At 64.9% G+C, this 26,356-nt stretch carries 20 protein-coding genes; 10 read left to right on the forward strand and 10 right to left on the reverse strand.

The window, feature by feature from the left end:
• Positions 1 to 56 precede the first annotated feature (56 nt).
• Positions 57 to 2,366, reverse strand: a complete 2,310-nt coding sequence (locus OKW35_RS04955) for a DNA translocase FtsK (protein ID WP_429551383.1) — start codon at positions 2,364 to 2,366, stop codon at positions 57 to 59.
• A gap of 391 nt (positions 2,367 to 2,757) precedes the next feature.
• On the opposite strand from OKW35_RS04955, the gene trxB reads away from it, so the two are divergent.
• The 4 genes from trxB to OKW35_RS04975 all read left to right on the forward strand — a co-directional run bounded on the left by trxB (position 2,758) and on the right by OKW35_RS04975 (position 6,557).
• Positions 2,758 to 3,759, forward strand: coding sequence for a thioredoxin-disulfide reductase (gene trxB / locus OKW35_RS04960; protein ID WP_090803474.1), 1,002 nt, complete (start codon positions 2,758 to 2,760; stop codon positions 3,757 to 3,759).
• 203 nt (positions 3,760 to 3,962) lie between these two features.
• Positions 3,963 to 4,730, forward strand: a complete 768-nt coding sequence (locus OKW35_RS04965; RefSeq protein WP_184059794.1) for a Smr/MutS family protein — start codon at positions 3,963 to 3,965, stop codon at positions 4,728 to 4,730.
• A gap of 116 nt (positions 4,731 to 4,846) precedes the next feature.
• Positions 4,847 to 5,506, forward strand: coding sequence for a glutathione S-transferase family protein (locus tag OKW35_RS04970; RefSeq protein ID WP_429551384.1), 660 nt, complete (start codon positions 4,847 to 4,849; stop codon positions 5,504 to 5,506).
• Positions 5,507 to 5,636: 130 nt separating this feature from the next.
• Positions 5,637 to 6,557 carry a LysR family transcriptional regulator gene (locus tag OKW35_RS04975; RefSeq protein ID WP_429407103.1) on the forward strand — a complete coding sequence of 307 codons (921 nt, stop codon included), beginning with the start codon at positions 5,637 to 5,639 and terminating at the stop codon, positions 6,555 to 6,557.
• A gap of 84 nt (positions 6,558 to 6,641) precedes the next feature.
• On the opposite strand, the gene OKW35_RS04980 is transcribed toward OKW35_RS04975, so the two are convergent.
• The 4 genes from OKW35_RS04980 to OKW35_RS04995 all read right to left on the reverse strand — a co-directional run bounded on the left by OKW35_RS04980 (position 6,642) and on the right by OKW35_RS04995 (position 11,099).
• Positions 6,642 to 7,757, reverse strand: a complete 1,116-nt coding sequence (locus OKW35_RS04980) for an ABC transporter ATP-binding protein (RefSeq protein WP_429356768.1) — start codon at positions 7,755 to 7,757, stop codon at positions 6,642 to 6,644.
• A gap of 93 nt (positions 7,758 to 7,850) precedes the next feature.
• The gene (locus tag OKW35_RS04985; protein WP_184059608.1) at positions 7,851 to 8,708 is read right to left on the reverse strand and encodes a carbohydrate ABC transporter permease; all 858 of its coding nucleotides are present in this window, start codon (positions 8,706 to 8,708) and stop codon (positions 7,851 to 7,853) included.
• Positions 8,698 to 9,636, reverse strand: coding sequence for a carbohydrate ABC transporter permease (locus OKW35_RS04990; RefSeq protein ID WP_184059610.1), 939 nt, complete (start codon positions 9,634 to 9,636; stop codon positions 8,698 to 8,700). Before OKW35_RS04990 ends, OKW35_RS04985 begins: the two co-directional genes overlap by 11 nt.
• A gap of 215 nt (positions 9,637 to 9,851) precedes the next feature.
• Positions 9,852 to 11,099 carry an ABC transporter substrate-binding protein gene (locus tag OKW35_RS04995; protein ID WP_184059612.1) on the reverse strand — a complete coding sequence of 416 codons (1,248 nt, stop codon included), beginning with the start codon at positions 11,097 to 11,099 and terminating at the stop codon, positions 9,852 to 9,854.
• A 599-nt stretch (positions 11,100 to 11,698) separates the two neighbouring features.
• Between OKW35_RS04995 and zwf the strand changes: the two genes are divergently transcribed.
• The 4 genes from zwf to OKW35_RS05015 all read left to right on the forward strand — a co-directional run bounded on the left by zwf (position 11,699) and on the right by OKW35_RS05015 (position 17,044).
• Entirely contained in the window at positions 11,699 to 13,162 is a 1,464-nt protein-coding gene (zwf, locus tag OKW35_RS05000) for a glucose-6-phosphate dehydrogenase (RefSeq protein WP_184059614.1), read from the forward strand.
• A 193-nt stretch (positions 13,163 to 13,355) separates the two neighbouring features.
• On the forward strand, positions 13,356 to 14,072 hold the full coding sequence (pgl, locus tag OKW35_RS05005) for a 6-phosphogluconolactonase (protein WP_429551385.1): 717 nt from the start codon (positions 13,356 to 13,358) through the stop codon (positions 14,070 to 14,072).
• Positions 14,050 to 15,966 carry a bifunctional transcriptional regulator/glucokinase gene (locus OKW35_RS05010; protein ID WP_090803458.1) on the forward strand — a complete coding sequence of 639 codons (1,917 nt, stop codon included), beginning with the start codon at positions 14,050 to 14,052 and terminating at the stop codon, positions 15,964 to 15,966. The genes pgl and OKW35_RS05010 overlap by 23 nt, the downstream gene beginning before the upstream one ends.
• A 151-nt stretch (positions 15,967 to 16,117) precedes the next feature.
• Positions 16,118 to 17,044, forward strand: a complete 927-nt coding sequence (locus OKW35_RS05015; protein WP_429551386.1) for a bestrophin family protein — start codon at positions 16,118 to 16,120, stop codon at positions 17,042 to 17,044.
• Positions 17,045 to 17,075: 31 nt separating this feature from the next.
• Here OKW35_RS05015 and OKW35_RS05020 read toward each other — a convergent pair whose 3' ends face one another.
• The 5 genes from OKW35_RS05020 to apbC form a co-directional block, all read right to left on the reverse strand.
• On the reverse strand, positions 17,076 to 17,822 hold the full coding sequence (locus OKW35_RS05020) for a lysozyme inhibitor LprI family protein (RefSeq protein ID WP_429408469.1): 747 nt from the start codon (positions 17,820 to 17,822) through the stop codon (positions 17,076 to 17,078).
• 2 nt (positions 17,823 to 17,824) lie between these two features.
• Entirely contained in the window at positions 17,825 to 20,110 is a 2,286-nt protein-coding gene (locus OKW35_RS05025; protein WP_018419715.1) for an arginine/lysine/ornithine decarboxylase, read from the reverse strand.
• 90 nt (positions 20,111 to 20,200) lie between these two features.
• Positions 20,201 to 20,770: a dCTP deaminase gene (dcd, locus tag OKW35_RS05030; protein ID WP_008924193.1), complete on the reverse strand. Its 570-nt coding sequence runs from the start codon at positions 20,768 to 20,770 to the stop codon at positions 20,201 to 20,203.
• A gap of 205 nt (positions 20,771 to 20,975) precedes the next feature.
• Complete coding sequence (locus OKW35_RS05035; RefSeq protein ID WP_090803451.1) at positions 20,976 to 21,512, reverse strand: superoxide dismutase family protein; 537 nt, start codon at positions 21,510 to 21,512, stop codon at positions 20,976 to 20,978.
• A gap of 130 nt (positions 21,513 to 21,642) precedes the next feature.
• On the reverse strand, positions 21,643 to 22,731 hold the full coding sequence (gene apbC / locus OKW35_RS05040) for an iron-sulfur cluster carrier protein ApbC (protein ID WP_429491280.1): 1,089 nt from the start codon (positions 22,729 to 22,731) through the stop codon (positions 21,643 to 21,645).
• 339 nt (positions 22,732 to 23,070) lie between these two features.
• Between apbC and OKW35_RS05045 the strand changes: the two genes are divergently transcribed.
• A complete protein-coding gene (locus OKW35_RS05045) occupies positions 23,071 to 23,724 on the forward strand; it encodes an OmpA family protein (protein ID WP_184059624.1) in 654 nt (217 codons plus the stop codon).
• Between the two features lie 406 nt (positions 23,725 to 24,130).
• Positions 24,131 to 26,263: a methionine--tRNA ligase gene (metG, locus tag OKW35_RS05050; protein WP_429335912.1), complete on the forward strand. Its 2,133-nt coding sequence runs from the start codon at positions 24,131 to 24,133 to the stop codon at positions 26,261 to 26,263.
• The last annotated feature ends 93 nt before the right edge of the window (positions 26,264 to 26,356 follow it).

The raw sequence follows: 26,356 nt of genomic DNA on the forward strand, positions 1-26,356 counted from the left end.
GCGCACCGGACGGTGCACGCGGCGTCGCTCGCGATGGCCGCAATGGCTCGTTGCGGCTATTCCGCCTCGCGCGCCGGCGCCAGGATCTCGCGATTGCCGTTCGACGACATCGCCGACACCACGCCCGAATTCTCCATCTGTTCGAGTAGACGCGCCGCCCGGTTGTAGCCGATGCGCAGGTGCCGCTGCACGAGTGAAATCGACGCTCGGCGATTCTTCAGCACGACGTCGACCGCCTGATCGTATAACGGGTCCGACTCGCCTTCGGTGGACGCGGTTCCCGTCGAGCCTTCGTCGCCCTCGCCGCTCACGCCGCCTTCGAGAATGCCCTCGATATAGTTCGGCTCGCCCTGCTCCTTGAGCTTGTCGACGACGCGATGCACTTCATCATCCGACACGAACGCGCCGTGCACGCGCACCGGCAAACCGCTGCCTGGCGGCAGATAGAGCATGTCGCCCATGCCGAGCAGCGACTCGGCGCCCTGCTGGTCGAGAATCGTGCGCGAGTCGATCTTCGACGACACCTGGAACGCCATACGGGTCGGCACGTTGGCCTTGATCAGGCCGGTGATCACGTCGACCGACGGACGCTGCGTAGCGAGAATCAGATGGATGCCGGCCGCGCGCGCCTTCTGCGCGATCCGCGCGATCAGCTCTTCGACCTTCTTACCGACGACCATCATCAGGTCGGCCAGTTCGTCGATGACGATCACGATGTTCGGCAAACGCGTCAGCGGTTCCGGATCGTCCGGCGTCAGGCTGAACGGATTCGGCAGCTTCTCTTCGCGCTTGGCCGCTTCGTCGATCTTGTTGTTGTAGCCGGCGAGGTTACGCACGCCGACCTTGCTCATCAGCTTGTAGCGGCGCTCCATTTCGGCGACCGCCCAGTTCAGCGCGTGGCCCGCCTGGCGCATGTCGGTGACGACCGGACACAGCAGATGCGGGATGCCTTCGTAGACGCTCATTTCGAGCATCTTCGGATCGATCAGGATCATGCGCACCTGCTCGGCGCTCGCCTTGTACAGCAGCGACAGGATCATCGCGTTGATACCCACAGACTTGCCCGAACCAGTCGTGCCGGCGACGAGCAAATGCGGCATCTTCGCGAGATCCGCGCACACGGGCTTGCCGCCGATGTCCTTGCCGAGACCCATCGTGAGCGGCGACGCGGCATCCGCATACACGGCCGAGCCGAGAATTTCGGACAGGCTCACGGTCTGACGGCGCTGGTTCGGCAGCTCCAACGCCATGTAGTTCTTGCCCGGAATCGTTTCGACGACGCGAATCGACACGAGCGACAGCGAGCGCGCGAGATCCTTCGCGAGATTAACGATCTGACTGCCCTTCACGCCCGTGGCCGGCTCGATTTCATAGCGCGTGACGACGGGCCCCGGATACGCGGCGACCACGCTCACGTCGACACCGAAGTCCTTCAGCTTCTTCTCGATCAGGCGCGACGTGAATTCGAGCGTGTCCGCGGAAATGGTTTCCTGCGCGGCTGGCGCGGGGTCGAGCAGCGCGATGGGCGGCAGCGTGGAGTCGCCGGGGAGATCGGTAAAGAGCGGCACCTGGCGTTCCTTCTCGACACGCTCCGACTTCGCCGGCGTGGCGAGCGGCGGCACGATCACTACGGGCTCGTGCTCCTCGATGCGCACGCGGCCCTTCTCGACCTTGCCTTCGCGCTTCACGGCGGCCGCTTCGCCGAGCTTGCGATCGAGCCCGGCCTCGCGGCGCAGCTTCGCGAACGTCACCGCGGAAATGATCGATTCGCCGACCTTCTCCGCGACCGACAGCCACGAAAAACGGAAGTACAGCGACAGCCCGATCCCGAGACCGAGCAGCAGCGCGAGCGTGCCACCGGTGAAGCCGAGCGCATGCGAGATGCCGCGCGCGACAGCCTCGCCGATCACGCCCCCAGGCGCGCGCGGCAACTGCACCTTCAGCGACCACATGCGCAGCGCCTCAAGGCCGTTGCACGACAGCAGCACGAGCATGAACGCGAACGCGTCCGCGAGCCAGTTGACGCCGCGCGGCGCGTCGTCGTCCTGCGGCTCTTCGTTGCGGGTGATGCGCTTGTAGTTCGCGGAGATGTGGCGGCCGAGCAGCACGATCCACCAGTAGGCGGACAGACCGAACAGCAGCAGCAGGATGTCGGAAGTCCACGCGCCGACGCGGCCCGCCCAGTTCGAGATATGGTCGACCTGCGCGGCATGGGTCCAGCTCGGGTCGTGCCTGCTGTAGCTGACGAGCGACATCAGCAGGAACACGCCGAGGGCCACCTGCAGAATCCAGCGGATTTCGGTGAAGAGGCGCGACATGCGGTGCGGCAATGCCTGCGCGCTCGCGGTATAGGGAGCTTTTGCCATTGATCCTGTTGCCTGGGGTAGCCGGTTCAGGCTGAAACTGCCGCCGGGAACGCGGCCCGAGCCTCGCCGCGCACGGCTTCGGGCCCGATCCCGGCTAACGGAAACTTCGATCCGGGCTATTGTAAACGCTGTGTCCCGCGCGAGGCTGTAAATGACGGTAACCTGGCTGTTTGACCACAGATGCATGCGCGAGGCGCGCTGAATTCGCCGTATCGCGCCGCGGGCTCGCCCCGAGCGCCCACGCCGCCACACTATCGCGGCGATCAGAAAGCTTGATGGCGCAGCGGCACGCCCCGCCCTTTATAATGCCCGACTGATACCCATCTACAGTTTCAGCTCAAAAACGCACGGCTACGCAGCGGCGAGCCGCGCGCCGTACAAGGATTCGATCATGCCCGCAACTGCAACGAAACACGCCAAGGTTCTGATTCTCGGTTCCGGTCCCGCCGGCTACACGGCGGCGGTTTACGCGGCGCGCGCCAACCTCGCGCCGGTGCTCGTCACCGGCATCGCGCAAGGCGGCCAGCTGATGACCACGACCGACGTCGAAAACTGGCCCGCCGACGCCAACGGCGTGCAAGGCCCGGAACTGATGGCGCGCTTCCTCGAGCACGCCGAGCGCTTCAATACCGAGATCATCTTCGACCACATCCACACGGCGAAGCTCGATGAGAAGCCGATTCGCCTGATCGGCGATTCGGGCGAATACACGTGCGATTCGCTGATCATCTCGACGGGCGCATCGGCGCAGTATCTCGGCCTGCCGTCGGAAGAGGCGTTCATGGGCAAGGGCGTGTCGGCCTGCGCGACCTGCGACGGCTTCTTCTACAAGCAGCAGCACGTCGCCGTGATCGGCGGCGGCAATACGGCCGTCGAAGAGGCGCTCTACCTCGCCGGCATCGCGAAGAAGGTGACCGTGATCCATCGCCGCGACAAGTTCCGCGCCGAGCCGATCCTGATCGACCGTCTGCTCGCGAAGGAGAAGGAAGGCGTCGTCGAGATCAAGTGGAACCATGTGCTCGAAGAAGTAACCGGCGACAACTCCGGCGTGACCGGCCTGCGCATCAAGCACACGCAGAGTGGCGAGACCACTGACATCGCGCTGCAGGGCCTGTTCGTCGCGATCGGCCACAAGCCGAACACGGACATCTTCGCAGGCCAGCTCGAGATGAAGAACGGCTACATCATCACGAAGGGCGGCCTGAACGGTTTCGCGACCGCGACCAGCGTGCCGGGCGTGTTCGCCGCGGGCGACGTGCAGGACCACATCTATCGCCAGGCGATCACCAGCGCGGGCACCGGCTGTATGGCCGCGCTCGACGCGCAGCGCTATCTCGAGACCATCAACGAAATGGCCGGCGAGCACGCGATGAGCGCGGAAGCGGACCGCTGATCCGCGCCGCGCTGCCGTATGTCGAGACGAAGTCCCGACAAACGGGCGCGACAGTAAAATGACGGTGGCGCAGCGCTGCTGTCATTGGCTCACGAAGGCCGCGGCTGAAATGCCGGCGGCCTTTGTCGTTTTTGCCGTCTTGTCAATGTGCATCGAGCGCGTTGGCAGCACCACCGACCGACCTTTCCGCCTGTATTGCCGACATGCCGAAGAATCAGCCCCATCCGAACGAACCGAAACGCCCGCAAGCCGCCACGCGTCCCGCGCCCGCAACGGCTGCGCCCGCCGTCGCACCGAAGCTCGATCGCGCATCGGGGCTCGCCGGACTCGGTGCGTTGCGTGAAGCGTTGAAGGGCGAAGCCGAGCGGCGCGAGCGCGAACAGGCGGCGACGCGAGCGGCGCAGCGCGAAGCGGCCGCCGACGCCGATCTGTTCCGCCGTGAGATCGGCGAAGTCGCGCCGCTCGCGATTCCGCCGCGCGCGACGCTCACGCGCAATCCCCCGCCGCCGCTGCCGGTGCAGACGCTGCTCGACGAGGAGGCGGTGCTGCACGAAGCGATCTCCGACGAATTCGACCCCGAAGTGCTGCTCGAAACCGACGAAACGCTGTCGTATTGCCGCCCCGGCTTGAGCCGCGACGTAGTGCGCAAGCTGCGGCGCGGCGACTGGATCGTGCAGGCGCAGATCGACCTGCACGGCATGCGGCGCGAAGAGGCGCGCGAGGCGCTCGCGGAATTCATCCGCGAATCGGCCAAACGCGGCCTGCGCTGCCTGCGCGTGATTCACGGCAAGGGTCTGGGGTCGATCGGCAAGGAGCCGGTGCTGAAGGGCAAAGTGCGCGCATGGCTCGTGCAGAAATCCGAAGTGATCGCGTTCTGTCAGGCGCGCCCGCATGACGGCGGCGCCGGCGCGGTGGTCGTGCTGTTGCAGCCGGGGTCGTTGCCGCCGCATGGGGCGAGCGCGAAGGTCTGAGGTCGATTTTTTCAGCCGTCGTTCGTCGTGGGGTAAACGGCCAGCCTGGCCGTCGCGCGGTGTGGCTCTCGTCGTCACCGCGTACTCGTGCTGTGCAACCGTCAAAGGTGATCGCGATGCCCCTGCAGCTTTATGCCCATCCGTTCTCGTCCTACTGCCAGAAGGCCCTGACCGCGCTGTACGAAAACGGTACGCCGTTCGAGATGCGCGTGCTCGCGCATGACGACCCGAAGGTCATGGCCGAATTGGCCGCGCTGTGGCCGATCAGGCGCTTCCCGGTGCTCGTCGACGGCGGGCGCACGGTGGTCGAGGCGAGCATCATCATCGAATATCTGGGCCTGCATTATCCGGGGCCTGTCACGCTGTTGCCCGCCGATCCGCGCGTAGCGCTCGAGGTGCGCACGATGGACCGCTTCTTCGACAACTACATTTCGACTCCACAGCAAAAAGTCGTGTTCGATAGCCTGCGTCCCGAAGCCGAGCGCGACCGGCGTGGCGTCGCCGATGCGCGCGCGCTGCTCGACACTTCGTACGCATGGCTCGACCGTCACATGGCCGAGCGCGAATGGGCCGCCGGCGACAGCTTCAGCCTCGCCGATTGCGGCGCCGCCCCGTTCCTGTTCTACGCCGACTGGACGCACCCGATCGACCCCGCGTTCGCGCACGTGCGCGCGTACCGGCAGCGGCTGCTCGCGCGGCCCTCGCTCGCACGCGCGGTCGACGAGGCGCGGCCCTACCGGCCGCTATTTCCGCTGGGCGCGCCGGAGCGGGATTGAGCCGCGAGCGGCGGTGGCAGATGCGCGCGAACGAGGCGCGGCAGACAACCTGTTTTGCTGGCTGTAGACTTCCTGTCGTGTCGCAAACCTGCCCCGCCCTTCTTCTGGCTCACCACCCACAAGGCACACCATGGACCGTTTCGAAGCGATGGAGATCTTCACGCGCGTGGTCGAAGCGAACAGCTTCACCAAGGTTTCGGAATCGCTCGATCTGCCGCGCGCGAAGGTCAGCCGCACGATCCAGGCGCTCGAGGAACACGTCGGCGTGCGGCTCCTGAACCGCTCGACCCGCCAGGTCAGCGTGACCGAAGACGGCGCATCGTTCTACGAGCGCTGCGTGCGCATTCTCGCCGACGTCGCCGATGCCGAATCGTCGCTGTCGAGCAAGCGCGAGAATCCGGCCGGGACGATCCGCGTCGACACCTCCGGCACGCTGGCGCGCTCGCTGCTGCTGCCCGCGCTCGACGACTTCTACGCGCAATACCCCGCGATCGACGTGCGCCTCGGTCTCGCGGACCGCAACATCGATCTGATCCAGGACGGCGTCGATTGCGTGATCCGCATGGGCACGCTCGACGAGTCGAGCCTCGTTGCGAAGCGCATCGGGCTGGCGCGCATCGTCACGTGCGCATCGCCCGCGTATCTGCGCAAGTTCGGCACGCCGACCACACTGGCGGACCTCGGCGAGCATCGCGCGGTCAACTACGTGTCCGCGCGCAGCGGCAGGACCTTCCCGTTCGAATACGAAGTTGACGGCGAAATCGAGCGCGTCGCGATGGATAGCACGCTCGCCGTCAACGACGGCTCGGTGTACATCACGGCGGGTGTGTTGGGCCACGGCATCATCCAGCCGTCGCGCTTCATGGTCGCCGAATTGATCGAGCAAGGCGCGCTCACGGAGATTCTCGGCAACTACACGAGCCCCGGTACACCGCTGTCGATTCTGTATGCGCATCGCCGCAATCTGAGTTCGCGGTTGCGCGCGTTTATCGACTGGGCCAGCGAGCTCGCGCGCAACAATCCCGACTTGCGTTTGCCCGAGGCGGCGTAACGGCTGCAAAAGAACAGAAGCCCCATGCGCAATTCAACGCATGGGGCTTTTCTGTAACGACGGATTCAGCGCTTAGGCGACGACTTACGCAATCCGCTCTTCATTCGCCGGATCGAACAACACCGCCTTCGACGTATCGAACAGCAGCGTCGCATTCTGCTCCGGTTGCGGGTTCGACGCCGGGTGCACGCGGCTCACCACGCGCTTGCCGTTGATCTGCGCGAACACCAGCGTGTCCGGACCGGTCGGCTCGATCACGTCGACCTTCACTTCGACCGGCTGCAGCTTCGAGTCGTCGCCGTGCGCGCCGCGCGCATCGGTGATGCGTTCCGGACGCAGGCCGAGAATCACGTTGTTGCCGACGTGCGAGCGCACCTTCGCCGAATCGAACGGCAGCACCAGCACCTTGCGCGCGACGCCCGTATCGAGTTCGATGCCGACGCCCGAGCCCTGCTCGACCAGCTTGCCTTCGATGAAGTTCATCGGCGGTGCGCCGATGAAGCCCGCGACGAACAGGTTCGACGGCGAGTCGTAGATTTCCTGCGGCGCGCCGAACTGCTGAACGATGCCGTCCTTCATCACCGCGATGCGGTCGCCGAGCGTCATCGCTTCGATCTGGTCGTGCGTCACGTAGACGATCGTCGTGCCGAGGCGTTGATGCAGCAGCTTGATTTCCGAGCGCATCTCGATGCGCAGCTTCGCGTCGAGGTTCGACAGCGGCTCGTCGAACAGGAACATCACCGGATCGCGCGCGAGCGCGCGGCCCATCGCGACGCGCTGACGCTGGCCTCCCGACAGCTGACCCGGCTTGCGATCCAGCAGATGCTTGATCTGCAGCGTGTTCGACACACGCTCGACGATCTGCGTCTGCTCCCGCTTCGGCACCTTGCGGATGTTCAGGCCGAACGAGATGTTCTCGCGCACCGTCATCGACGGGTACAGCGCGTATGACTGGAACACCATCGCGATGTCGCGATCTTTCGGCGACAGGTTGTTGACCGTCTTGCCGTCGATCTGGATCTCGCCCTTGGTCACGGTTTCGAGACCGGCAATCATGTTGAGCAGCGTCGACTTACCGCAGCCCGAGCCGCCGACCAGAATCAGGAACTGGCCGTCCTCGATGTCGATGTCGACACCCTTCAGAACCGGCACCCCGTTCGGGTAGGTCTTGTACACGTCACGGATGGAAAGGCTTGCCATGCTGTGAATCCTCTAGTCTCTGGTACTGCTTGAAAACGTCTTGTCAGGCGACGACGGCACGCGTTCGGTGAAACGCCGTCGCTCCAGGGTGATTTAGCCCTTCACCGCGCCCGCGGTCAGGCCGCGCACGAAGTAACGTCCGGCGATGATATAGACGAGCAGCGTGGGCAGCGCCGCGATGATCGCGCCGGCCATGTCCACGTTGTATTCCTTCACGCCGGTCGAGGTGTTGACGAGGTTGTTCAGCGCCACGGTGATCGGCATCGAATCGACGCCGGAGAACACGATACCGAACAGGAAGTCGTTCCAGATCTGCGTGAATTGCCAGATCAGGCACACCATGAAGATCGGCAGCGACACCGGCAGCAGGATCTTCGTGAAGATCGTGAAGAAACCCGCGCCGTCGATCCGCGCGGCCTTCACGAGTTCAGCCGGCACGCTCACGTAGAAGTTGCGAAAGAACATCGTCGTGAATGCGATACCGTAGATCACGTGCACGAGCACGAGGCCGCTCACCGTGTTCGCGAGGCCGAGGATGCCTTCGAGGCGCGCCATCGGCAGCAGGATCGCCTGGAACGGAATGAAGCAGCCGACCAGCAGCATCGTGAAGATCGGATCGGCGCCGCGGAACCGCCAGTGCGTGAGCACGTAGCCGTTGAACGCGCCGATGATCGACGAGATCAGCACGGCCGGAATCACCATGCGCACCGAGTTCATGAAGAACGGCTGCATGCCGTCGCAACGCACCCCCGTACACGCCCCGCTCCACGCCTTGAGCCACGGCGCGAAGGTCCAGCTCGTCGGCGGCGTCAGCAGGTTGCCGGTGCGCAACTGGTCGATGTCCTTGAACGACGTCGACAGCATCACGTACAGCGGAAACAGGAAGTACAGCGCGAACAGAACCAGGGCCGCGTAAATGACGGCACGGCTAATCGTCATCTTAGGCTGCATTGCGGGTGCTCCTCGATTCCAGATACATCAGCGGCACGAGCACGGCCACTACGGTAGCGAGCATCATGATCGACGATGCCGCGCCGACGCCGAGCTGCCCACGGTTGAACGAAAACGTGTACATGAAAATGGCCGGCAGCGACGACGACGTGCCCGGACCGCCGGCAGTCAGCGCGACGACCAGGTCGAACGTCTTGATGGTGATGTGACAAAGGATCAGCAGCACGGAGAAGAACACCGGCCGCATGCTCGGTATCACGATCTTGCGGTAGATGGTCGGCAGGTTCGCGCCGTCCATCTGCGCGGCCTTGAAGATCTCGCTGTCGACGCCGCGCAAGCCGGCGAGGAACAGCGCCATCACGAAGCCGGTGGACTGCCAGACCGCCGCGATCACGATACAGAAGATCGCCCTGTCCGGGTCGCCGAGCCAGTTGAACGAGAAGCTCGTCCAGCCCCAGTCGTGAAACACCTTCTCGATGCCGATGCTCGGCGTCAGAATCCATTGCCACGCGGTGCCGGTCACGATGAACGACAGCGCCATCGGATACAGGAACACGGCGCGCAGCGCGCCTTCGTTGCGGATCTGCTGATCGAGCAGGATCGCGAGCAACAGACCCAGACCGATGCAGATACCGATGAACGGAATGCCGAACCAGCCGAGGTTCGCGGCCGAAGTCCAGAACACGTCGTTCTGGAACAGTTCGCGATAGCGGTCGAGACCCGCGAACTCCCAACGAGGCATCAGCCGCGAAGTAGACAGCGACAGATAGCCGGTGATTGCGATAAAGCCATACACGAAGATCAGGCTGATCACGACGCTGGGTGCGAGCACCAGCTTCGGAATATAGCGATCGGCAAGGGCCGCCATGGGCGACGTGCGGCGGGTGACGGTGGCCGTTTTCCCGTTCCCACTGATGGAAGCAGTCACTACTCGACTCCTGCTGAAACTGTACCGCCGGGATGCCCATGCGCGCATGGCGCGGAACCGCGACGGTCTGGGTGTGACTCCATGAAACCAGGGTGAGCCGGGTGGCGCCGGACTGCGCTGCGAACGAAAGCAGCGAGGTCCGATCCCCCACGGCCCGAAGGGCGCGCCCGGTGCTTCGGATGCAAGCCGCCGGGCGCAACGCTTCGTACTTACGCTTACTTGGTCTTCGCTGCCTTCGCGAGAGCCTGAACCGCGGTCTTCGAATCTTCCTGCGAGTTCATGAACTTCGTGACGACGTCGGAGATCGCGCCTGCCGCGGCATCCGGCTGAGCCATGCCGTGAGCGAGCGACGGCACATAACCGCCGGCCTTGATCGCGATCTGCTCATCCGCGTACGACTTCTTCGCGCAGTCGTCGAACTTGTCCATCGGCACGCCGAGACGCACCGGGATCGAGCCCTTGTACAGGCTGAACTGCTCCTGGAACGCCGGCGACATGATCGTCTTCGCGAGCGCGAGCTGGCCCGGCGTCGCGGCCTTCTGGCCCTTCTGCTGGAAGAACACGAACGAGTCGACGTTGAACGTGTAGGCCTTCTCCGTGCCCGGCACCACGGCGCAGACGTAGTCCGTGCCCGACTTCTTGCCGGCGTTGGTGAATTCGCCCTTCGCCCAGTCGCCCATGAACTGCATGCCGGCCTTGCCGTTGATGACCATGGCCGTCGCGAGGTTCCAGTCACGGCCCGTGCGACCCGCGTCGAAGTAGCCCTGGATCTTGCGGACCGTGTCGAACACGCCGACCATCTTGTCCGAGGTCAGCGTCTTCTCGTCGAGGTCGACGAGCGCCTTCTTGTAGAAGTCCGCGCCCTGCGACAGCACGACGTCTTCCCACAGCGTCAGGTCCTGCCAAGGCTGGCCGCCCATCGCGATCGGCTGGATGCCCGCGGCCTTCATCTTGTCGGCCACCGCGAAGAACTCAGGCCACGTGGTCGGCACCTTGCCGCCTGCCTTGTCCAGCGCAGCCTTGTTGATGTACAGCCAGTTCACGCGGTGCACCGAGAAGGGAGCGGCGACGTAGTGGCCGTCCGCGCGAATGATCTTGTCGATTTCCGGCGGCAGGTTCTTCTTCCAGTCGCCCGCGACCGAGTCGATTGGCACCAGCACGCCCTGCGAAGCCCATTCCTGGATCAGCGGACCCTTGATCTGCGCGGCGCTCGGTGCGTTGCCCGAGATCACCTGCGTCTTCAGTGCCGTCATGGCAGCCGCGCCAGCGCCGCCCGCGACCGCGAAGTCCTTCCACGTGTAGCCCTGCTTCGTCATGTCGTCCTTGAGGACGCCGACGGCCTTGGATTCGCCGCCCGAAGTCCACCAGTGCAGCACTTCGATCGACTCGGCGGCCTGCACGGCCGACACGCCACACATCAGACCCGCAGCGCACAGAGCGCCCATGATCGCGCGAAATTTCATTGCTTATCTCCTCCAGACACCTGAACAAAAAAACGAATGGCCCCTGATGTCGCCAGGGTGCTGTGGTTGGTTCAAACAGGCAAAACACTGGCGATCGAGCACGGTCGGGCGCATGCGCGAGGGCATGTGCCGGCGGACCGATGTCCGGCCGCTGGACGCTCAAGAGGTGAGTGGTTCGGGATGCAACTGACTGTCTCCTCTTTTGATTTTTGCCTGCCCGCATCGCGCTGCAGACTCGAGGTACCTCATACGCCGACTCGACGCCAGCCTGACGTCGGCTGCGGGCAACGACCCCGCAAGCCCGTCGACTCCCCGGCTTTCCGTAAGGTCCGCCGGCACCCTGCTGGCGCGTACCGGAAGGCGTTGTCCCATTGTCCGTTAGCGTGCCGGGGACGCCCGCCGATTCGCAAAAAGCGTGCATTCCGTCAGTACAGCGCACGCTTTTTTCATCGAATTAACGCTACCTCTTGATTTGGATTGTAGTTAAACTACAATTCAGTGTCAAAAAATATTTTATCGGACTACGGTCGCTCTTCCGGGGCGCTGCGCGTGCAGTGTCCGATCAGCGCGGCGGCCCTTCAGGACATCGACGGAGACTCATGCATACCGACGCAAGCTTCACCTTCGTTCTCTTCGGCGGAACCGGCGATCTGTCGATGCGCAAGATCCTGCCCGCGCTGTTCGAGGCGCACCGCGCGGGCGGCATGCTCGCCGACAGCGGCAAGATCGTCGCGCTCGCGCGGCACGTCGAGGATCGCGGCGAGTATCTGCAGTGGGTCGACGGGCACGTCAAGCCGCATGTGTCGAAGAACGGCCTCGACGAAGCCGCGTGGACGAGCTTCCTCGCGCGCATCGAGTTCGTGAAGATCGATCTCGGCAATCCGGATGACTTCGCGCAACTGCGCGACGCGATCCAGGAGATGCCCGGCATCCGCGTGTTCTATCTGGCAACGGGTCCGTCGCTGTTCGTGCCCATCTGCCATGCGCTCGCCGCGGTGGGCCTGAACCACAATGCGCGCATCGTGCTCGAGAAGCCGCTCGGCTACGACCTGAAGTCGTCGAACGCAATCAATGATGCGGTCGGCGAAATCTTCGCGGAAGAACAGATCTACCGGATCGACCATTACCTTGGCAAAGAGCCGGTGCAGAACCTGCTCGCGCTGCGCTTCGGCAATGCGCTGTTCGAGCCGCTGTGGCGCCGCGAGTGGGTCGAAAGCATCCAGATCACGATCGCCGAGGAACTCGGCGTCGAAGCGCGCGGCGACTTCTACGACAATACCGGCGCGCTGCGCGACATGGTGCAGAACCACCTGTTGCAGTTGCTGTCGATCGTCGCGATGGAGCCGCCCCACTCGATGGATTCCGACTCGGTGCGCGACGAAAAGCTGCGCGTGCTGCGCGCGCTCAAACCGGTCGAGCCGCAGGAAATCGGCAAGGTCGCGGTGCGCGGCCAGTATCATTCGGGCGTGATCCGTGGCAACACGGTCCCGGCCTACGCGACCGAGCACGGCGTGAAGCCCGATAGCTCGACCGAGACCTTCGTCGCGCTGAAGGTCGAGATCGAGAACTGGCGTTGGGCCGGCGTGCCGTTTTTCCTGCGCACGGGCAAGCGGCTCGCCGATCGCGTCGCCGAGATCGTCGTGAATTTCCGTGCGGTGCCGCATTCGGCGCTTGGCGCGTCGGCGCTGCGCGCGGGCGCGAACCGCCTCGTGATCCGTCTGCAGCCGAACGAGACGATTCGTCTGTACTGTCTCGCGAAGCAGCCCGGCGAGGGTATGAACCTCGCGAGCGTATACCTTGATCTCGCGTTCGACCGGTTCTTCCGCGAAGGCCAGATGGAGGCCTATCAGCGGCTGCTGCTCGACGTGATCCACGGGCGCCTCGCGCTGTTCGTGCGGCGCGACGAACAGGAAGCCGCATGGCGTTGGGTCGAGCCGATCCTGAACGAGTGGAAGGCCTCGACCAAGCCGCCCAAGCCGTACGCGGCGGGCACGTGGGGACCGGCCGCGGCGAGCGCGATGCTCGCCCAGCACGGCACCTGCTGGCTCGAGGAAGAGAATTGAGTTTGATGAATTGATGGACGGCGCCGCGCGCGATGAACACCTCGGCGCGCGGCGCCGGCAACACCACCGACGAACTGAACGGAGTCGCGCCGGTATCGCGTCATGCGTTTGCAGGCCACCCGCCTTGCAGGCATCGTGCGAGAGCAGTCAGGCTGATTCCGCAGACCTAACAAGAAAGCAGCACGGAGGAGAAGTGATCGAGCTTCACGCTTTCGACGACCAGCGCGCCCAATCCGACGCGCTGGCGAAAGCGGTGGGCGACGCGTTACATGCGTCACTTGCCGCACAGGCAGCCGGCACCGGCACGTCAAGCCCGCTCGCGCGCCCGGCCATGCTGGCCGTGTCCGGCGGCAGCAGCCCGCGTCCGTTCCTGCAAACGTTGTCGACGCAGACGTTCGACTGGCCCCGCATCGCGATCACGCTGGTCGACGACCGCTGGGTGCCGGAGACCGATAGCGCGAGCAACGCGCAGCTCGCGCGCGCCACGTTGCTGCAGAACGCGGCGCAACACGCGACCTTCTGGCCGCTCGTCGACACCACCCAGGATCTGCATTCGCACGTCGCCGCGCTGAACGCGGACACGCGCTTTGCCACGGCGCCCGACGTCGCGGTGCTGGGCATGGGCGAAGACGGCCACACCGCGTCGATCTTCGCCGATGCGCCCGAATGGGATCACGCGATCAACACGACCGAGCGTTTCGTCGCCGTGCATCCGGGCGCGGCGCCGCACGCGCGCGTGAGCTGGTCGCTGTCCGCGCTGAAGGACGTGAAGCATCTGTTTCTGCTGATCGCAGGGCCGCGCAAGATGGACGTGCTCAACGCCGCGTCCGCCGCGCTACAAAAAAATGCCATCTCGCAGCTGGCGAACGACAAGGGAGTGAGACTCGATGTCTACTGGTGTGCAAACTAAAGCTGTGCCGGGCGCGGTCCAGCACGCCGATGGACCGAGGCTCCTGGCCGACATCGGCGGTACCAATGCGCGTTTCGCGCTCGAGACGGGCCCCGGCGAAATCGGCTCGGTGCAGATCTATCCTTGCGCCGACTACCCGAGTGTCGCCGACGTCATCAAGAAGTATCTGAAGGACACGAAGATCGGCCGCGTCAATCACGCGGCGATCGCGATTGCGAACCCGGTCGACGGCGACCAGGTCAGCATGACCAATCACGACTGGACCTTTTCGATCGAAGCGACGCGCCGCGCGCTCGGCTTCGACACGCTGCTCGTGGTCAACGACTTCACCGCGCTCGCGATGGCGCTGCCCGGCCTCACCGATGCTCAGCGCGTGCAGGTGGGCGGTGGCCAGCGCCGGCCGAACAGCGTGATCGGCCTGCTCGGCCCCGGCACCGGCATGGGCGTGTCGGGCCTGATTCCCGCCGACGACCGCTGGATCGCGCTCGGCAGCGAAGGCGGCCACGCCACCTTCGCGCCCGCCGACGAGCGTGAAGATATCGTGCTGCAATACGCGCGCAAGAAGTGGTCGCACGTGTCGTTCGAACGGGTGGCCGCGGGGCCCGGCATCGAGGTGATCTATCGCGCGCTCGCGGGCCGCGACAAGAAGCGCGTGCCAGCCAGCGTCAATACGGCCGATGTGGTCAAGCGCGCGCTCGAAGGCGAGCCGCTCGCGGCTGAATCGGTCGACGTGTTCTGCGGCATTCTCGGCACCTTCGCCGGCAATATCGCGGTGACGCTCGGCGCGCTCGGCGGCATCTATATCGGCGGCGGCGTCGTGCCACGCCTCGGCGAGTTCTTCGCGCGTTCGTCGTTTCGCCAGCGCTTCGAGGCGAAGGGCCGCTTCGAGGCGTATCTGCAGAGCGTGCCGACCTATGTGATTACCGCCGAATACCCGGCGTTCCTCGGCGTATCGGCGATTCTGGCGGAGCAGCTGTCGAACCGCGCGGGCGGCAGCTCGTCGGCGGTGTTCGAGCGGATTCGCCAGATGCGCGACGCGCTGACGCCGGCCGAGCGCCGCGTCGCCGAACTCGCGTTGAACCACCCGCGTTCGATCATCAACGATCCGATCGTCGACATCGCGCGCAAGGCCGACGTCAGTCAGCCGACCGTGATCCGCTTCTGCCGCTCGCTCGGCTGCCAGGGGCTGTCGGACTTCAAGCTCAAGCTCGCGACCGGTTTGACCGGCACGATTCCGGTCAGCCACAGCCAGGTGCACCTCGGCGACACCGCGACCGACTTCGGCGCGAAGGTGCTCGACAACACCGTGTCCGCGATTCTGCAATTGCGCGAGCATCTGAACTTCGAGCACGTGGAACGCGCCATCGACCTGCTGAACGGCGCGCGGCGCATCGAGTTCTACGGACTCGGCAATTCGAACATCGTCGCGCAGGACGCGCACTACAAGTTCTTCCGCTTCGGCATTCCGACCATCGCGTACGGTGACCTGTACATGCAGGCGGCCTCGGCCGCGCTGCTCGGCAAGGGCGACGTGATCGTCGCGGTGTCGAAGTCGGGGCGCGCGCCCGAGCTGCTGCGCGTGCTCGACGTCGCGATGCAGGCCGGCGCGCAGGTGATCGCGATCACGTCGAGCAACACCCCGCTCGCGAAGCGTGCGACGGTCGCGCTGGAAACCGATCACATCGAGATTCGCGAGTCGCAACTGTCGATGATCTCGCGCATCCTGCACCTCGTGATGATCGACATTCTCGCGGTCGGTGTGGCGATTCGGCGCGCGGTGCCGAGCGACGACGTCGCCGAGACGGTCGAGAAAGCGCGCGAAGGCGCCGACGACGACGCGACGGCCGTGCTCGACTGGCTCAGTCACGGCGCTGCTTCGTCGGCGCGCGACTGAGCCTCCGTTCTCGGCTGTCCCGATCCGCTTGCGGTGAACGAACCCGCGGCGTGTGCATCGTCTTCAATGCGCCCGCCGCGGGTTTTCCTGTTTGGGGACGCGAAAAGCGACCGATAATAGGCGCTCTATCTCCTGGCCGAACCGCTTTGCCATGATCATCCGCCCGCATCTCCACTGGTTTCACATGCTGCTCGCGTGGCGCGGCTCGGTGCTGCCGCAGTTGCTGCCGCGGCTCCTGCTGATCTTCTTCATCTCGATCATTGCGCTCGCCGCACACGATCATCTGCTGCCCGTCAGCCTGAACCTGAACTCGATCGCGCCGTTCTCTCTGGTCGGCATTGCGCTCGCGGTGTTTCTCGGCTTTCGCAACAACGCGAGCTACGACCGCTGGTGGGAGGCGCGCAAGCTGTGGGGGCAGTTGCTCAATGAGTCGCGCTCGCTGACGCGCGAGGCGCTGACGCTGCCGTCGCGCGAGTTGCCCAAAGAAGAAGCCGCCGCGTTTCTGGCGATACTGAGCGCGCTCCCGCATGCGCTGCGTCATCAGTTGCGCAAGACCGAACCGCGCGACGACCTTGCCGCGCGGCTGCCCCGCGCACTGTTTGAACGTGTGATTGGATCGCGCTACAAGCCAGCCGCGCTGTTACTGTGCCTCGGCGAATGGGTGCAGCGCGCGGCACGCGCGGGGGCGCTCGATCCGATGGCGGTGCTCGCGTTCGACCGCAATCTGAGCGGGCTGTCGGATGTGATCGGCGGGTGCGAGCGCATCGCGTCGACGCCACTGCCGTTCGCGTATTCGGTGATGATCCACCGCACCGTGTACTTCTTCTGCGCGTCGCTGCCATTCGGACTCGTCAATAGCATCGGCATTTTCACGCCGGTATTCGCGGTGTTCGTCGCGTACACGTTCATGGCGCACGAAGCGATCGCGTCGCAGCTCGAAGAACCGTTCGGCACGGACGACAATGACCTCGCGCTCAACACGATGTCCGCGATGATCGAGGATGCGATGCGCGATCTGCTCGGCGAGCCGGCGCTCGCGGCGCCGCAGCCGCGCGAAGACCGTTATCAATGGGATTGAATGCGCGGTGGGCCGCGCCGGTCGGCGACCGTCAGTGGTTGCCGGCCGTTTCGGAGAGCCGTTTGATCGTCGCGACGCGCGCGCCGATGATGTCGATACGCCCGTGCTCGTCGACGAGCCGCGTCGACGCCGTCAGATACGCGCTCCACGCGCGTTGCGCGTGCACGAGCGTCGGCCGCGATTGCGCCGGCATCTTCGATTCGAGCACACGATAGTAGCGCTTCAGATCGAACATCGCGTGCTCGCAACGCGCGTCGGCGTTGCAGGCGCGCGGCCGGCGCGGCGCCGGACCGTTCGAATCGGCGAGCGCGCTGCGCAGCGCGAGCGCGCGGTCGCGCACCGGCTGCAGCTGCATGTCGGCTTCGGAAAGCACGTACATCGAACCTTGGGTCGTGGCGAAGACCGCGGCAAGCAACTGCTTCTCGGCATCGCGCGACGCGAGCCAGCTCGACTGGCTCCTTTCCCACAGCCTGCGCCGCGCGGGCGGCAGCTTCGCGAGCAACTGCTGGTACGCGTTGTCGACGGCGACCTTCCAGCCGATGCGCGCAGCGTCCATGCACTGCACCTGCCCCATCGTCGTCGACATGTCGGCGCGCGCGAGACATGCGCGCATCGACGCGTCGATCGGATCGGCGGCGGCCACCTCGGCATGCGCCGCCGGACTCGCGATGCCGCCGAACACCACCGTGCCGGCCGCCAGCGCGAAGGCCAGCACGCCGGCCCCGCGCCGCCAGCGGCCGATCGCTGCCAGGCCCGGCAGAAACGTCACCCACCCCATCGTCAGATGCGCACGCAATCGACGAAGTATTCGATGCGCCCGTTGACCATTTCGCCGACGAGCCCGTGGATATCCGTATGGAAGCCCGGGAAGCGCTCGTTGAACTCGCGCGCGAAACGCAGATAGTTGACGATGGTCCTGTTGAAACGCTCGCCCGGAATCAGCAGCGGAATGCCCGGCGGATACGGCGTCAACAGGATCGACGTAACACGGCCTTCGAGCTCGTCGATCGGTACCCGATCGATCTCGCGGTGCGCGAGCTTCGCGAACGCGTCGGAGGGCTTCATCGCCGGCTCCATGCTCGACAGGTACATCTCGGTCGTCAGACGCGCGATGTCGTTCGCGCGATACACGCTGTGGATCTGCTGGCACAGGTCGCGCAGGCCGACACGCTCGTACATCGGATGATGCTGCACGAACTCGGGCAGCACACGCCACAGCGGCTGGTTGTTGTCGTAGTCGTCCTTGAACTGCTGCAGCTCGGTCACCATCGAGTTCCAGCGGCCCTTCGTGATGCCGATCGTAAACATGATGAAGAACGAGTACAGGCCCGTCTTCTCGACGATGATGCCGTGCTCGGCCAGGTACTTCGTGACGATCGCGGCCGGAATACCGGTTTCGCCAAAGCCGCCGTCCATGTCGAGACCCGGCGTGACGATCGTCGCCTTGATCGGGTCGAGCATGTTGAAGCCTTCGGCGAGCGGGCCAAAGCCGTGCCATGCGTCGTTGGGACGCAGCATCCAGTCGTCGCGCGAGCCGATGCCTTCCTCGGCGAACTGGTCCGGGCCCCACACCTTGAAGAACCAGTCGTCGCCGTATTCGGTGTCGACCTTGGTCATCGCGCGGCGGAAGTCGAGCGCTTCAGCGATCGACTCCTCGACGAGCGCGGTGCCGCCCGGCGCTTCCATCATCGCCGCGGCCACGTCGCACGACGCGATGATCGCGTACTGCGGGCTCGTCGACGTATGCATCAGATACGCCTCGTTGAAGCGATGCTTGTCGAAGCGGCTGTTCTTCGAATCCTGCACGACGATCTGCGACGCCTGCGAGATGCCGGCGAGCAGCTTGTGCGTGGAGTGCGTCGCGTACACCATCGCGCCGATGCGCGGACGGCCCGCGCCGATGGCGTGCATGTCCTGATAGAACTCGTGGAATTCGGCGTGCGGCAGCCACGCTTCGTCGAAGTGCAGCGTGTCGAGCCATTCGCCCAACATCTCCTTGATCATCTCGACGTTGTAGATCACGCCGTCGTAGGTGCTTTGCGTGATCGTCAGAATGCGCGGCTTCAGGTTCGGGTTCTTCGCGAGCGCTTCGCGCGCGAACGGGTTCGCCTCGATCTTCTTGCGGATGTTCTCCGGTTCGAACTCGCTGCGCGGAATCGGGCCGATGATGCCGAAGTTGTTGCGGGTCGGCGTCAGGAACACGGGAATCGCGCCGGTCATCGTGATCGCGTGCAGGATCGACTTGTGGCAGTTGCGGTCGACCAGCACGATGTCGCCCGGCGCCACCGTGCCGTGCCAGACGATCTTGTTCGAGGTGGAGGTGCCGTTGGTCACGAAGAACACGTGGTCGGCGCTGAAGATGCGCGCGGCGTTGCGCTCCGAGGCCGCGACCGGACCGGTATGGTCGAGCAGCTGGCCCAGTTCGTCGACCGCGTTGCAGACGTCGGCGCGCAGCATGTTCTCGCCGAAGAACTGGTGGAACATCTGGCCGAGCGGGCTCTTCAGGAACGCGACGCCGCCCGAGTGCCCCGGGCAGTGCCACGAGTACGAACCTTCTTCCGCGTACTGCACCAGTTCCTTGAAGAACGGCGGCGCCAGCGAGTCGAGATACACCTTCGCCTCACGGATGATATGGCGCGCGACGAACTCCGGCGTGTCCTCGAACATATGGATGAAGCCGTGCAGCTCGCGCAGGATGTCGTTCGGCAGATGGCGCGAAGTGCGCGTTTCGCCGTACAGGAAGATCGGAATATCGGCGTTGCGGCGGCGCACTTCGGTCACGAACGCGCGCAGCGCGACGATCGCGGCGGCAAGCTCGGGCGTCTCGCCTTCGACGACCACGTTATCGACGTACGGCAGCAGCTCGTCGTCGTCGATCGACAGGATGAAGCACGACGCGCGGCTCGACTGCTGCGCGAACGAGGTCAGATCGCCGTAGCTCGTCAACCCGAGCACTTCCGCGCCTTCTTTCTCGATGGCTTCGGCCAAAGCCCGGATGCCGGAACCCGAGATGTTCTCGGAGCGGAAATCTTCGTCGATGATGACGACGGGGAAACGGAACTTCATGGGCGATTCTCCAAAAAGAAAACGACCGCTGCGTTACGTAAAAAGCGCAGCGGTCACCCGAATAACTGTTGGGTCAAGACGCTGCCGGCGTCACGTTTTTGGCAACGTGACGCCGTGCTGACCTTGATACTTGCCGCCGCGATCCGCGTACGACGTTTCACAAATCTCGTCGCTTTCGAAAAACAGCACCTGGGCGACGCCTTCGTTCGCGTAAATTTTCGCAGGCAAAGGTGTCGTATTCGAGAATTCGAGCGTGACGTGGCCTTCCCATTCCGGCTCGAACGGCGTCACGTTGACGATGATCCCGCAGCGCGCGTAGGTCGATTTGCCGAGGCACACGGTCAGCACGCTGCGCGGAATACGGAAATACTCGACCGTGCGCGCGAGCGCGAACGAGTTCGGCGGGATGATGCAGACGTCGCCCTTGAAATCGACAAACGACTTCTCGTCGAAGTTCTTCGGATCGACGATCGTCGAGTTGATGTTGGTGAAGATCTTGAATTCGTCGGCGCAGCGGATGTCGTAGCCGTAGCTCGAGGTGCCGTAGCTGACAATCTTCCGGCCGTCTTCGGAGACGCGAACCTGATCGGGCGCAAACGGCTCGATCATCTTGTGCGACTCGGCCATGCGCCGGATCCACTTGTCAGATTTGATGGTCATAGGTGAGAGCTGCTCGACGTGAATATCAGGTGTGACGAAAGATAGATGAAAACGGCCGGCGGCGGCGCCCAGCCGGCAAAGGCCGCTTATTTTACGCGATCACGGAGACGCTGCCGCAGATGGCGCGAGGCGCGCCCGATGAAGGGGGTCCGCCGACTGGCACGACGCCGTTGCGGGGCGGGCGCGGCGAAAGCGCGCTCGCGCTTCACTGCTGGCGAATCACGCCGCAGGCGATCGCCGCGCCCGCGCCATGCTGAGGGTAAGCGTAGGGATCGGTCGCATCGCGGTGGAGCAGTACCGCGCGCTGCAGCACCGAGCGGATGCCGTCGAGCGACACGTCCGGCGCGACGATGAAGCCGGTGGCCACGCCGTTCGCGTCCGCATGGATGTTGCCGAGATCGCCCTCGACGCGCGCGCCGGCCTTGAGCCGTTCGGCCGCCGGCGAAAACACCGGACCGGCGCTGGAGCCGTCGGCGGCGTTGCAGTCGCCGCGCTCGTGCACCTGCAGCGCGTGGTCGCTATTGGGCGGCAAGCCCGTGAGATTGTAGGTGACCTGGACGCCGTCCGAGCGCTCGATAAAGGTCACGAGACCGTGCGCCTGATTGCCCACGGTGGGCAGCAGTTGCGCGTCGGCGCGCTTTTCCTGTGGTCTCAGGAATACGCCACAGCCGCTCAACAGCACACAGCCGGCAGTCAGGACGATGAACGCATGTACCGCGTGCCCGTCGATTCGTTTTCCCATGCGATCCTCTTGTCGGCCTGGCGGCGGCCCCTGCGGCCGCCGAGCCGAACTCGTGAAGTCGACATGATACCGCGAGAGTTCGTGAAAATAGGGATCGAGATCACCCCTAATCCCTCGCCCGAACGGCCGCTCAGGTGTTCTGCACGACGATGTTCGGAAACTTCGAGCTCATGTCGCGCGCGCGTTCGGCGATATGCACCGCGACCTTGCGCGCGATCGAGCGATAGAGTTCCGCAATGCGCCCGTTCGGGTCCGCGACGACCGTGGGACGGCCCGAGTCGGCCTGCTCGCGGATCGTGATGTCGAGCGGCAGGCTGCCGAGCACGTCGACGCCATACTCCTTGCCCATGCGCTCGCCGCCGCCGGCGCCGAAGATGTGCTCCTCGTGCCCGCAATTCGAACAGATGTGCAGGCCCATGTTCTCGACGATGCCGAGAATCGGGATGCCGACCTTTTCGAACATCTTGAGGCCCTTCTTCGCGTCGAGCAGCGCAATGTCCTGCGGCGTCGTGACGATCACGGCGCCCGTAACCGGCACGCGCTGCGCGAGCGTCAGCTGGATGTCGCCGGTGCCCGGCGGCATGTCGACGATCAGATAGTCGAGTTCGTGCCAGTTGGTCTGGCGCAGCAGCTGTTCGAGCGCCGAGGTCGCCATCGGGCCGCGCCACACCATCGGGTTGTCCGCCTCGATCAGGAAACCTATCGAGCTGGCCTGCACGCCGTGGCCGGTCATCGGGTTCATCGATTTGTCGTCGGGCGATTCGGGACGACCCTCGATGCCGAGCATGGTGGGCAGCGACGGGCCGTAGATGTCGGCGTCGAGAATGCCGACCGCCGCGCCCTCGCTCGCGAGCGCGAGCGCGAGATTCACGGCGGTCGTGCTCTTGCCGACGCCGCCCTTGCCCGAGGCAACCGCGACGATGTTCTTCACGCCGGGCAGCAGTTTCACGCCGCGCTGCACGGTGTGTGCGGCAATCTGTTGCGAAACCTCGACGCGCACGTTCGCGACGCCGGGCACCGCGCGCAACGCGTCGGCGAAGCGCTGGCGGATCGCCTCGAACTGGCTTTTCGCCGGGTAGCCGAGCATCACCTGAAGGCTGACCGCGTCGCCCTCCACAACCACGTTGCGGATGCTCTTCGCGGCCGCGTACGGCGCGCCCGTGTTGGGGTCAGTGACGGCCGCGACGGCGGCGTCGACCAAAGCCCGATCGATACTCATTGAAACTCCGTGGGGAAGAGGTGCGGCGCGGCGAGATGGACCGATCGGCCACGCGGCGGAATTTGCAAGAAATTGTTATGCGGCATTGCGAAAATCGAACGTGCCGGGCACCCTTCGGGGCACGCGGGACGCCGTAGGGTCGCATCACCGTGTGTTTCAGGCACTATTGTAGTGTCTGACGGCACACGGTGCCCTAAGACCCTTCTTCGCTGTAGGACCGCGCGAAGCAAGGCGCAGGAATCGTTCCCGAACTTTCTGGGTGGTCGGTGCATTGCCGTAATGTTCGCTGCATAGACTGACCGCTACCGCTAGCTCATTCGCACTCGAAAGGAAACCAAAATGAATGCAAGAATCATGACTCGCGTGGCCGTATTCGCCGTGGCCGGCTCGCTGGTGGCAGGCTGCGCAACCCAACAGGGCACCAATACAGCAGTCGGCACCGGCGTGGGCGCTGGTGCCGGCGCGGCGATCGGCGCGATCTTCGGCGGCGGCAAGGGCGCGGCGATCGGCGCGGCCACCGGCGCCGCGGTGGGCGGCGTCACCGGCTACAACTGGGACAACATCCGCAACCGCATGTCGGGCGCGACCAAGGGCACCGGCACGCAGATCACCGAGCAACCTGACGGATCGCTCAAGCTGAACATCCCGAGTTCGGTCACGTTCGACACCAGCAGCTACGCGATCAAGCCGTCGTTCGCACCGGTACTCGACCAGCTCGCACAGACGCTGCAGCAGAATCCGGAAGTCGTCGCGTCGGTCGTCGGCCATACGGACAGCACCGGCTCGCTGCAATACAACGAGACGCTGTCGGTCAATCGCGCGCAGAGCGTGACCGGCTATCTGGCGCAACGCGGCATCGCGCCGCAGCGCCTGTCGGCCACCGGCATGGGCCCGAACCAGCCGATCGCCGACAACAACACCGAAGCCGGCCGTGCGGCCAACCGTCGCGTCGAGATCTATCTGCGCGCCACGGCCCAGCACGCGACCCAATAAGGGCAAGTCTCAAGGAGAAGGCGCCGCCGGGCCGGCCGGGCTTCAGCCGCACGCGCCCGGCTTGCGGGCGGGACGAGCCGCCGGACCGGTTTGTCGACGGATCGAAAAAATTTCGAACTCTGCGGAAAATCCGCGGTCTCTCTTTACGGTACGTGGCTGGCGAAGCCATCACGTCACCATTCTCCTCTTGTCGTTGTTGCTCCGGGGTTTATCGACCCCGGTTTTTTTTTGCCCGCGCGGTTTTGCACCCCGCTTCGCCAGGCATCGTTCCTGGCGGTCCCCCAACCGCAGCGCCCGCCCCCATCCCCCTCTGTTCCGCGCGTCCAGCCCGCCGCGCCCGGTCCGCGTGCGGCGTGCGCCCTGCTAAAATCACCGTTTCGTCCCACCGCAGGCACCCCCGATCCTTATGTCAGCACCCGCCACCGACCTCCCAGCAGGCGCGCCGCCCGGCCGCCGTCAGATTCTCGTCACGTCGGCCCTTCCTTATGCGAACGGGCAGATTCATATCGGCCATCTGGTCGAATATATCCAGACGGACATCTGGGTCCGGGCGCTGCGAATGCACGGCCACGAGGTCTACTACGTCGGCGCAGACGACACGCACGGCACGCCGGTGATGCTGCGCGCGGAACAGGAAGGTCTGACGCCGAAACAGCTGATCGATCGCGTCTGGCTGGAACACAAGCGCGACTTCGACAGCTTCGGCATTTCGTTCGACAACTACTACTCGACGGACTCCGACGAAAACCGCGTGCTCAGCGAAAACGTCTACCTCGCGCTGAAGGAAGCGGGGCTGATCGACGCGCGCGAGATCGAACAGGCGTACGACCCGGTCAAGGAAATGTTCCTGCCGGACCGCTTCATCAAGGGCGAGTGCCCCAAATGCGGCGCCAAAGACCAATACGGCGACAGCTGCGAAGTCTGCGGCTCGACCTATCAGCCCACCGAGCTCGTCAATCCGTACTCGGTCGTCTCGGGCGCGACGCCGATTCGCAAGACCTCGACGCACTACTTCTTCCGCCTGTCCGATCCGCGCTGCGAGAACTTCCTGCGCGCCTGGGTCGGCGGCCTCGCGCAGCCGGAAGCGACCAACAAGATGCGCGAATGGCTCGGCGACGCTGGCGAAGCCAAGCTCGCCGACTGGGACATCTCGCGCGATGCGCCGTACTTCGGCTTCGAGATTCCGGGCGCGCCCGGTAAGTATTTCTACGTGTGGCTCGACGCGCCGGTCGGCTACTACGCGAGCTTCAGGAACCTCGCCGAAAAACGCGGCCTCGACTTCGACGCGTGGGTCCGCAAGGGCTCGACGGCCGAGCAGTACCACTTCATCGGCAAGGACATCCTGTATTTCCACACGCTGTTCTGGCCCGCGATGCTCGAGTTCTCGGGCCATCGCACGCCGACCAACGTGTTCGCGCACGGCTTTTTGACGGTCGACGGCGCGAAGATGTCGAAGTCGCGCGGCACCTTCATCACCGCGCAAAGCGTGATCGACACCGGCCTGAACCCGGAATGGCTGCGCTACTACTTCGCGGCCAAGCTGAACAGCACGATGGAAGACCTCGACCTGAATCTCGACGACTTCCAGGCGCGCGTGAACAGCGATCTGGTCGGCAAGTACGTGAACATCGCGAGCCGCGCGGCCGGCTTCCTGATCAAGCGCTTCGACGGCCGCGTGCAGGACAGCGCGATGCATCATCCGCTGCTCGGCACGCTGCGCGCGGCGCTGCCGCAGATCGCCGCGCACTACGAGGCGCGCGAGTACAGCCGCGCGCTGCGTCAGACCATGGAGCTCGCCGACTCGGTCAACGCCTACGTCGATACCGCCAAGCCCTGGGATCAGGCGAAAGACCCGGCCAACGCGGTCGCGCTGCACGAGACCTGCAGCGTCAGCATCGAGGCGTTCCGTCTGCTGTCGCTGGCCCTGAAGCCGGTGCTACCGAAGCTCGCCGAAGCGGTCGAGGCTTTCCTCGGCATCGAGCCGCTCGTGTGGGCCGACGCCACCGTGCCGCTCAGCTCGGCGCGCCCGATCAACGCGTACAAGCATCTGATGACGCGCGTCGATCCGAAGCAGATCGAGGCGCTGCTCGCGGCCAATCGCGACTCGCTGCAGGCCACGCCGGAAGCGGCGCCGGCCGACGCGAAGGCCAAGGCGAAGGCCCACGCCAAGGCCGTCGCCGCGAAGGAAGAAGAGGCCGGCATCATCACGATCGACGACTTCGCGAAGGTCGATCTGCGCATCGCGAAGATCGTCGACTGCAAGGCGGTGGAAGGCTCGGACAAGCTGCTGCAACTGACGCTCGACGTCGGCGAAGAGAAGACCCGCAACGTGTTCTCGGGCATCAAGTCCGCGTATCAGCCGGAGCAGCTGATCGGCAAGCTGACCGTGATGGTCGCGAACCTGGCGCCGCGCAAGATGAAGTTCGGCATGTCCGAGGGCATGGTGCTGGCGGCATCGGCGGCGGACGAGAAGGCCGAACCGGGCCTCTACGTGCTCGAGCCGCATAGCGGCGCGAAGCCCGGCATGCGCGTGAAGTAACGCGCGGCGCCTTTGGGCGCCTCGCCCCACCTCGCCGCAGGCAGGTATGACGAAAACGGCACGCTTCCAGGCGTGCCGTTTTTTTATGTTGCC

Source organism: Paraburkholderia sp. MM5477-R1 (assembly GCF_050436385.1).
Classification (GTDB): Bacteria; Pseudomonadota; Gammaproteobacteria; order Burkholderiales; family Burkholderiaceae; genus Paraburkholderia; species Paraburkholderia tuberum.

Coding starts and splice junctions, on each gene's coding strand:
- OKW35_RS04955 (WP_429551383.1), bottom strand. CDS start 2,366: ATGGCAAAAGCTCCCTATACCGCGAGCGCGCAGGCATTGCCGCACCGC.
- trxB (WP_090803474.1), top strand. CDS start 2,758: ATGCCCGCAACTGCAACGAAACACGCCAAGGTTCTGATTCTCGGTTCC.
- OKW35_RS04965 (WP_184059794.1), top strand. CDS start 3,963: ATGCCGAAGAATCAGCCCCATCCGAACGAACCGAAACGCCCGCAAGCC.
- OKW35_RS04970 (WP_429551384.1), top strand. CDS start 4,847: ATGCCCCTGCAGCTTTATGCCCATCCGTTCTCGTCCTACTGCCAGAAG.
- OKW35_RS04975 (WP_429407103.1), top strand. CDS start 5,637: ATGGACCGTTTCGAAGCGATGGAGATCTTCACGCGCGTGGTCGAAGCG.
- OKW35_RS04980 (WP_429356768.1), bottom strand. CDS start 7,757: ATGGCAAGCCTTTCCATCCGTGACGTGTACAAGACCTACCCGAACGGG.
- OKW35_RS04985 (WP_184059608.1), bottom strand. CDS start 8,708: ATGCAGCCTAAGATGACGATTAGCCGTGCCGTCATTTACGCGGCCCTG.
- OKW35_RS04995 (WP_184059612.1), bottom strand. CDS start 11,099: ATGAAATTTCGCGCGATCATGGGCGCTCTGTGCGCTGCGGGTCTGATG.
- zwf (WP_184059614.1), top strand. CDS start 11,699: ATGCATACCGACGCAAGCTTCACCTTCGTTCTCTTCGGCGGAACCGGC.
- OKW35_RS05010 (WP_090803458.1), top strand. CDS start 14,050: ATGTCTACTGGTGTGCAAACTAAAGCTGTGCCGGGCGCGGTCCAGCAC.
- OKW35_RS05015 (WP_429551386.1), top strand. CDS start 16,118: ATGATCATCCGCCCGCATCTCCACTGGTTTCACATGCTGCTCGCGTGG.
- OKW35_RS05020 (WP_429408469.1), bottom strand. CDS start 17,822: ATGGGGTGGGTGACGTTTCTGCCGGGCCTGGCAGCGATCGGCCGCTGG.
- OKW35_RS05025 (WP_018419715.1), bottom strand. CDS start 20,110: ATGAAGTTCCGTTTCCCCGTCGTCATCATCGACGAAGATTTCCGCTCC.
- dcd (WP_008924193.1), bottom strand. CDS start 20,770: ATGACCATCAAATCTGACAAGTGGATCCGGCGCATGGCCGAGTCGCAC.
- OKW35_RS05035 (WP_090803451.1), bottom strand. CDS start 21,512: ATGGGAAAACGAATCGACGGGCACGCGGTACATGCGTTCATCGTCCTG.
- apbC (WP_429491280.1), bottom strand. CDS start 22,731: ATGAGTATCGATCGGGCTTTGGTCGACGCCGCCGTCGCGGCCGTCACT.
- OKW35_RS05045 (WP_184059624.1), top strand. CDS start 23,071: ATGAATGCAAGAATCATGACTCGCGTGGCCGTATTCGCCGTGGCCGGC.
- metG (WP_429335912.1), top strand. CDS start 24,131: ATGTCAGCACCCGCCACCGACCTCCCAGCAGGCGCGCCGCCCGGCCGC.